Raw genomic sequence first — 6,710 nt, forward strand, 5'->3', positions numbered from 1 at the left:
ATAATACCAATAAGTGGAACTTAATGATGACTCAGCCATTACCCCGCGTCACCTATTCGAATATCGGCGTCGATTTTTCACCCGTTCATGATCACCTGGATAGAATCCTGCCAATTTTCGAAGCAAACCAGTTGGGTCAGGCGTGGTTCACGCCATTTGCGACGGGCGAGGCAAAACGCGTTGCGAGCCCTATCGATCCCGCTATTACGTTAGGCGTTTTTCCCGTCTCAACGAAAAGCGATGCTCGTGCAGCTGTCGTTGCCGCCCGCAAAGGCGCATTAGTCTGGAATGCGGCGAGCCTGGAGGAACGGCTCGCTTTCGCCGCACGCTGGAAGGACGTACTCGCCGAAGAGAAATACCAATTGGGACTAGCCGCTCTCTTCGAAGTCGGAAAATCGCGTATGGAAGCCATAGGCGAGGCGGAAGAAGCGGTCGATATGCTCGACTATTATCCGTCGGAATTGAGGGCAAACAACGGCTTTGTGCGTCCCATGAACCAACTTGTGGACCACGAGACTGCGACGAGCATTTTACGTCCTTATGGCGTTTTTGCGGTCGTTGCGCCGTTCAATTTTCCGCTCGCATTGTCTATCGGCATGATCACGGGCGCATTGCTTGCTGGTAACGCGGTGGTATTTAAACCCTCGCCTGAATGCCAACTTACCGGTCTTCTTATTGCCGAGACCATACGCAAGGCAGGTCTGCCTGAAGGTGTTTTCAATGTGGTGCTCGGGGGTGGCGATGTCGGTAAAAATCTTATCGAAGATCAGGGTGTTGATGGCGTCGCATTTACAGGTTCTCACAAGACCGGAATGAGCATCTTCAGGCACATGGCGCTATCGCCGTGGATGAAGCCCGTAATTGCCGAAATGGGCGGCAAGAACCCGGCCTATGTCACGGCAAACGCTGATATCGCTCGTGCTGCTCAAGGCGTTGTACGCTCGGCTTTTGGTCTCCAAGGTCAGAAATGTTCCGCGTGCTCGGTTGTATATGTTGACAATACCGTGAAAGACGAATTCATCGCGCGCTGCATCGAGTTTGCGAAGGCACTTGTCGTTGCCGATCCGCGCAAGCGTGATGTCTTCATGGGTCCACTCTACAATGATGCAACAGTCGACCGGTTTATCAATGCGGTTGAACAGGCAAAAGCAGAAGGGACAGTACATTTCGGAGGTGAACATATCGAGGGCTTGCCGAAGAACTACTTTGTCCCCGCCATTGTTGAAACGTCGGGTCCATCCAGTCTTACGCGCGATGAATTGTTTATGCCATTCGTGGTGGTGCGTGGTGTGGATTCCCTTGAGGCGGGTCTGAAGGAAGGCAACGACGTCTCCTATGGTCTTGCAGCAGGTATTTTCACCAACGACCAGAACGAGCTTCAACATTTCCTCAACAATGCAGAGGCGGGCGTTCTGTACGCCAACCGCGCAAGCGGCGCGACTACCGGCGCTTGGCCAGGCGCGCAGCCTTTCTGTGGCTGGAAGGGAACTGGTGTCAGTGGCAAAGGGGGTCTAGGTGCATATTTCCTGCCCCAGTTTATGCGCGAACAAAGTCACACGATCATGACACGTTGAGCCATTTGGTGCGGAGCGGAGAACGCTCCGCAGTTCCTCCTTTTCGAAGTTTAGCCACATGACACAATATCCAGAATCCTGCCCTCAGTCCCAAGCGCTCTTTGATCGTGCACAAAAGGTAATGCCAGGAGGCAATACGCGCACGACCGTTTACATGGACCCCTTTCCAATCTATGCGCAGAGCGGTGAGGGATGCCGAATGCGTGATGTCGACGGCAATATCTATTACGACTGCATCAACAACTTCACCTCCATGATACATGGTTATGCCCAGCCGGAAGCGATTAGCTCGGTAAACGAGCAGCTTCCTCTTGGTACGGCTTTTGGCGCTCCGACGATCAGTGAGATCGAATTGGCCGAACTCTTGGTCGAGCGATTACCCTCTGTCGACCAAATTCGCTTCGCGAATTCCGGTACAGAAGGCGTCATGATGGCGATCAAAGCAGCGCGCGCTTTTACCAACCGTCCGAAGATTGTCAAAATCGAAGGTGCCTATCACGGATCCTATGATTTCGCTGAAGTTAGTCTGGACAGCACACCGGGCAACTGGGGTGATATGCCCGCATCGACCGCTTATGCAAAAGGGACGCCCCAAGGGGTTCTGGATGATGTCATTGCAGTTCCCTTCAATGACATTGAAGCAATAAAGGCTGTTTTCCGCGTGCACGGGCATGAAATTGCTGGTGTACTGATCGATCCGATGCCAAACCGGGCCGGACTCATTCCGGCGCGAAAAGATTATCTCGAAGCTTTGGTCGAAACGGCCCATCTATCGGGATCGCTTGTGATTTTCGACGAAGTGATTTCGTTTCGCCTTGGCTACTCCGGCGCTCAGGGGCTTTGGGGCATTACACCCGACCTGACCTCGCTTGGAAAAATCATCGGTGGTGGCTTTCCAGTGGGCGCCGTTGCCGGCCGCGCAGAGGTGATGTCTGTATTTGATCCGACCAAGGGAAAGCCCGCTCTGCCGCACGGTGGCACTTTTACGGCAAATCCCGTGACGATGCGGGCTGGTCTGGCAGCCATGGAAGCATTGACGCCAGAATCTTTCAGTCATCTGGATCGACTGGGCGTGATTTTGCGAGACGGGACAAACGAAATTTTCCGAAAATCTGGATTGTCTGGTCGTTGTGTAGGTCTCGGATCATTGTTCAAGATTCATTTTACCGACAATGACATCGTCGATTATCGTTCGGTCTATCCTTCCGCAGGTGATCGTCACAAGCTCAACCTTCTCCATAAAGGTCTCCTCGATAGAGGAGTGTTGTCTGCGAGCTATGGGCTTTTCGCCCTATCCACGCCTATGACTGAGGCCGATGCCTATACGATACTTGTCGCTATCAATGACACTTTCAAACACATCGCCTCGCGGTCTTGACACGGTGTCACATTACGAAACGCAACCCGTCATATTGAGCGCGGCATGCAGAATGAACAGATCGGGTTGGTAATTTATAATCCGATATAGGTTCAGCGAAAACAATAGCAGGAATTGAAATGACCACTTCTCCCCATGTCGTCATCATTGGCGCTGGCACCTTAGGAATGTGTTCGGCGGTTAACCTTATCCGGCAAGGCGCCCGCGTGACCGTCATCGACGCAAATGCCATCGCGTCCGGTTCAAGTGGACGATCAGTTGGCGTAATTGGCACCCAGTTTACCGATCCATTCGAGATTCTCCTGCGGCAACATTCAATGCGACAGTTTCAGGAATTTGAGCGGCAGGGATTGCGGATCAATCACATCGGATATTTAAGACTTGCCCGAACTGACGAGCAAATGGAACTCTTTCGTCAGTCAGTTGAGATGCAGAAAAAGGCCGGTTTCCGTTCGAAAATTTATCAAGCTGGCGAACTGAACAATCTTATCCCTCACCTCAATCCGGACGGTCTGGCTGGCGCAATTTTCGGACCTGATGACGGTTTCATCGATCCGCACGAGCTGTGCACACTGCTGGCTGAGAAGGTGCGCGAAGCCGGTGGTACGGTCAGGCAGTTCTGCAAGCTTGAAGGCGTAGCGAGGATCGCTGGAGGATATAGACTCGAAACGACTAAAGGCCAAATCGAGTGCGATATTGTGATCAATGCAGCGGGCGCCTGGGCGTCCCAGGTAGCGGCACTCTTCGGGCAGACGCTTCAGGTCAAGCCAGAGCGGCACGAAGCCATTACCATCCTTCTAGACCAGCCGCTCGATTACACGATGCCCATGGTGATGGACCTCGTTAACGGGGAGGGCACCGGGCTTAACTTCAGGCACGAGAAAGCAGGTGAGCTGATCGCTGAAGTTCATAAAGTAACGAACTCGGAGCCGGAAGATCCAGATCTCTATAATGATCAGTGCGAAGAACAATCGCGTATCGAGCTCGCGGAACTCCTCTTGGAACGAGTTCCCGATCTACCCGGTGCACGCCTTGGGCGCGGCTGGGCTGGACTTTATCCTATGACCTACGACAAGCGTCCATTAGTCGGTCCTGTTGATCCGTCCGAACCGACTCTTGTCACGGCAGCCGGCGCAGGCGGTTACGGCATCCAGCTTTCGCCAGTGATCGGTCAGATTGCCACCGATTGGGCGCTTCATGGTGCACCGGTATCTGCTCCGGGAACCGAACAATTGCGGCCGACCGCTGCGCGATATGCTCCGGCGGCATAAAACTTGGGAAAGGTGCTGCCTCCCTGAGGAGAACGCTGGAAGTCAAGAACAGAACACCGTCATCAACACGGGGTGAAAGATGTCTCAGAATAAGCCAATTGTCCGCTTGCAGGACGTGAATGTTCGTTACGGTAATTATCATGCGGTCAAGAACGTCACGCTTGACATTAAAAAGGGTGAGGTTGTTGCCATTGTTGGCCCGAGTGGCGCGGGGAAAAGTACCTTCCTGCGCACGATCAATATGCTCGAACAACCAGTATCTGGAACACTGCAAGTTGGGGCGTTTCAATTCGACCTCGACAGCAAGCTGGGGAATGATCAATTGCTGAAGCTGCGACGTTCGACCGGTATGGTTTTCCAGTCATTCAACCTCTTTCCTCATATGTCGGTGCGTAAGAATATTACTTTGCCTCAGATGCGCGTGTTGGGACGAAGCAAGAATGACGCCGATGCTCGCACTACACAGTTGCTAGAGCGGGTGCATCTGGCAGACAAGGGCGATGCCTATCCAGCTCGGCTTTCGGGCGGCCAACAACAACGTATCGCGATAGCACGAGCTTTGGCGCTTGATCCCGAAGTCATGCTGTTCGATGAACCTACCTCAGCGCTTGATCCTGAACTCGGTCTGGAGGTTCTCGCTGTAATGCGCGAGCTGGCTCAGGACGGTATGACAATGATCGTTGTCACGCATGAAATTGCTTTCGCTACGGAAGTCGCTGATCGGCTCATCGTGATGGCGGACGGTCAGATCATTGAAGAAGGAAAACCCTCGGAGGTTATCCGTCATCCGTCTTCTCCGCGGACGCAAAAATTCTTCCGAGCCATTGTGGATCGGCACTGATGACAGATTTACTTCTCAATCTGCTAAAGGGCCTTCCCGCAACAATTGCTTTGACAGTTGGCGGCTTTGCCGTGGGAGCGGTACTCGGAGTGCCGTTGGTACTATTACGTCGTTCAAAATCTCGACCGATTAGCGGTCTGGCGCGAATTTTTATCGACGTTGCTCGCGGAATTCCACCTGTTGTCTGGCTCTTCATAATATTTTTTGGTTTGGGAACCGGCATCATCCGGCTGACATCGCTACAGGCCGGTATTATCGGAATGGGTTTGGTGTCTTCAGCCTATCTGGCCGAGATTTATCGTGGCGGCTTTCTTTCGTTGCCAGGCGGGCAGACTGAAGCAGCAACTGCTCTTGGAATGAGGGGTAGTGACATTTTAAGGTTTGTATCCGCACCCCAGGTTTTGCGCGTATCTATACCTGCAATGGCCACGTTCTTTGTGAGCCTACTCAAGGATAGCACGGTGGCCTCAACAATCGGCGTCCGTGACATTATGATGTTTACATCCCAGGCGGCACAAGCTCAGTCGGGAGGCTTTGCTCCCTTCCTCATTGCGGCGCTGATCTACATTCTCTTGTCCATTCCCATCGCCTTTATGTCTCGTGTATTGGACGAAAGGCTTCGCAGGAGGCTCTCGCGATGAAGGAAACCCTGGCAAATTTTGTCGAATGGACGCCTCAGCTCTTCGCGGGTCTCGTTGTAAGCCTGCAGCTAACTGGATTGGCCCTCCTCATGGGGCTTCCTCTTGGATTGCTGCTTGCCCTCCTTTCGATGACGAAAATGCGTTTGCCGCGTTATATGGCGATACTGCTAGTCGAGATTGGCCGCGGTGCTCCGGCACTGGTTGTGCTCCAAATGGTCTATTATGGACTACCTTCGGCGGGCATCAACACGAGTGCCTTCATCGCAGCAGCTGTTGCTCTTGCCTTAACCACTGCCGCCTATACAAGTGAAATTCTGCGTGCAGGTTTGAACGCAGTTCCTCAAAGAGAATTCGAAGCGGGTTTAGCACTCGGCATGACCAACGCAGACATTATGCGATTTGTGGTCATCCCACAGGGCGTGCTTTTTGCCGTACCCGCACTTATGGGGTTTGCAATTCTGATCTTTCAGGCAAGTGCACTTGCATTTACGATCTCCGTGCCGGAGCTCCTCGCGAGAGCCTATCGCGTTGGCGCCGCGACCTATCTTTATCTTGATGTGCTGATCCTCGCGGGTTTGTTTTATCTGGTCGTGACAATTCCATTTGGCTGGCTTGTGGCCGGAACGGAGCGGAGGCTTGGCAAACATCTTGGGTAAGACGCTTGCCAAACTGATTTACGTAAATTGCATATGAGAGAAATCATGAAAAAAGTCCTTGTCGCAGTAAAACGTGTCGTCGATTACAATGTAAAGATCCGTGTGAAGGGCGATGGATCTGGCGTTGAGCTTTCGAATGTGAAGATGTCGATGAACCCGTTCGACGAGATTGCGGTTGAAGAGGCGATCCGTTTGAAGGAAGCAGGCAAGGTCACGGAGATCGTGGCTGTTTCGGTTGGCCCGGCACAGGCGCAGGAAACGCTGCGCACGGCCCTTGCCATGGGTGCGGACCGCGCCATTCTGGTGAAGACCGACGAGACAGTCGAGCCGCTCGGCGTCGCCAAGGTCA

6 protein-coding genes and 1 pseudogene are annotated in these 6,710 nt (G+C 53.1%); all 7 read left to right on the forward strand.

Annotated elements, in window-relative coordinates; all coding sequences use genetic code 11:
• The first annotated feature begins 26 nt into the window (after nt 1-26).
• Nucleotides 27-1,574, forward strand: a complete 1,548-nt coding sequence (locus tag JAU75_RS22845; RefSeq protein ID WP_199058786.1) for an aldehyde dehydrogenase family protein — start codon at nt 27-29, stop codon at nt 1,572-1,574.
• A 121-nt stretch (nt 1,575-1,695) separates the two neighbouring features.
• Nucleotides 1,696-2,952 (forward strand): aspartate aminotransferase family protein, encoded by a 1,257-nt coding sequence (locus JAU75_RS22850; protein ID WP_371836235.1) that lies wholly within the window; start codon nt 1,696-1,698, stop codon nt 2,950-2,952.
• 119 nt (nt 2,953-3,071) lie between these two features.
• Nucleotides 3,072-4,223 (forward strand): FAD-binding oxidoreductase, encoded by a 1,152-nt coding sequence (locus tag JAU75_RS22855; protein WP_199058788.1) that lies wholly within the window; start codon nt 3,072-3,074, stop codon nt 4,221-4,223.
• Between the two features lie 79 nt (nt 4,224-4,302).
• On the forward strand, nt 4,303-5,064 hold the full coding sequence (locus JAU75_RS22860) for an amino acid ABC transporter ATP-binding protein (protein ID WP_210339388.1): 762 nt from the start codon (nt 4,303-4,305) through the stop codon (nt 5,062-5,064).
• Nucleotides 5,064-5,705, forward strand: a complete 642-nt coding sequence (locus tag JAU75_RS22865; RefSeq protein ID WP_199058789.1) for an amino acid ABC transporter permease — start codon at nt 5,064-5,066, stop codon at nt 5,703-5,705. The genes JAU75_RS22860 and JAU75_RS22865 overlap by 1 nt, the downstream gene beginning before the upstream one ends.
• Nucleotides 5,702-6,361 (forward strand): ABC transporter permease subunit, encoded by a 660-nt coding sequence (locus JAU75_RS22870; protein ID WP_199058790.1) that lies wholly within the window; start codon nt 5,702-5,704, stop codon nt 6,359-6,361. Before JAU75_RS22865 ends, JAU75_RS22870 begins: the two co-directional genes overlap by 4 nt.
• Before the next feature lie 45 nt (nt 6,362-6,406).
• Nucleotides 6,407-6,710, forward strand: a pseudogene (locus JAU75_RS22875) (electron transfer flavoprotein subunit beta/FixA family protein); the annotation flags it as partial.

It is taken from the genome of Ochrobactrum sp. Q0168 (genome assembly GCF_016427605.1).
In the GTDB taxonomy this organism is placed as follows: Bacteria; Pseudomonadota; Alphaproteobacteria; order Rhizobiales; family Rhizobiaceae; genus Brucella.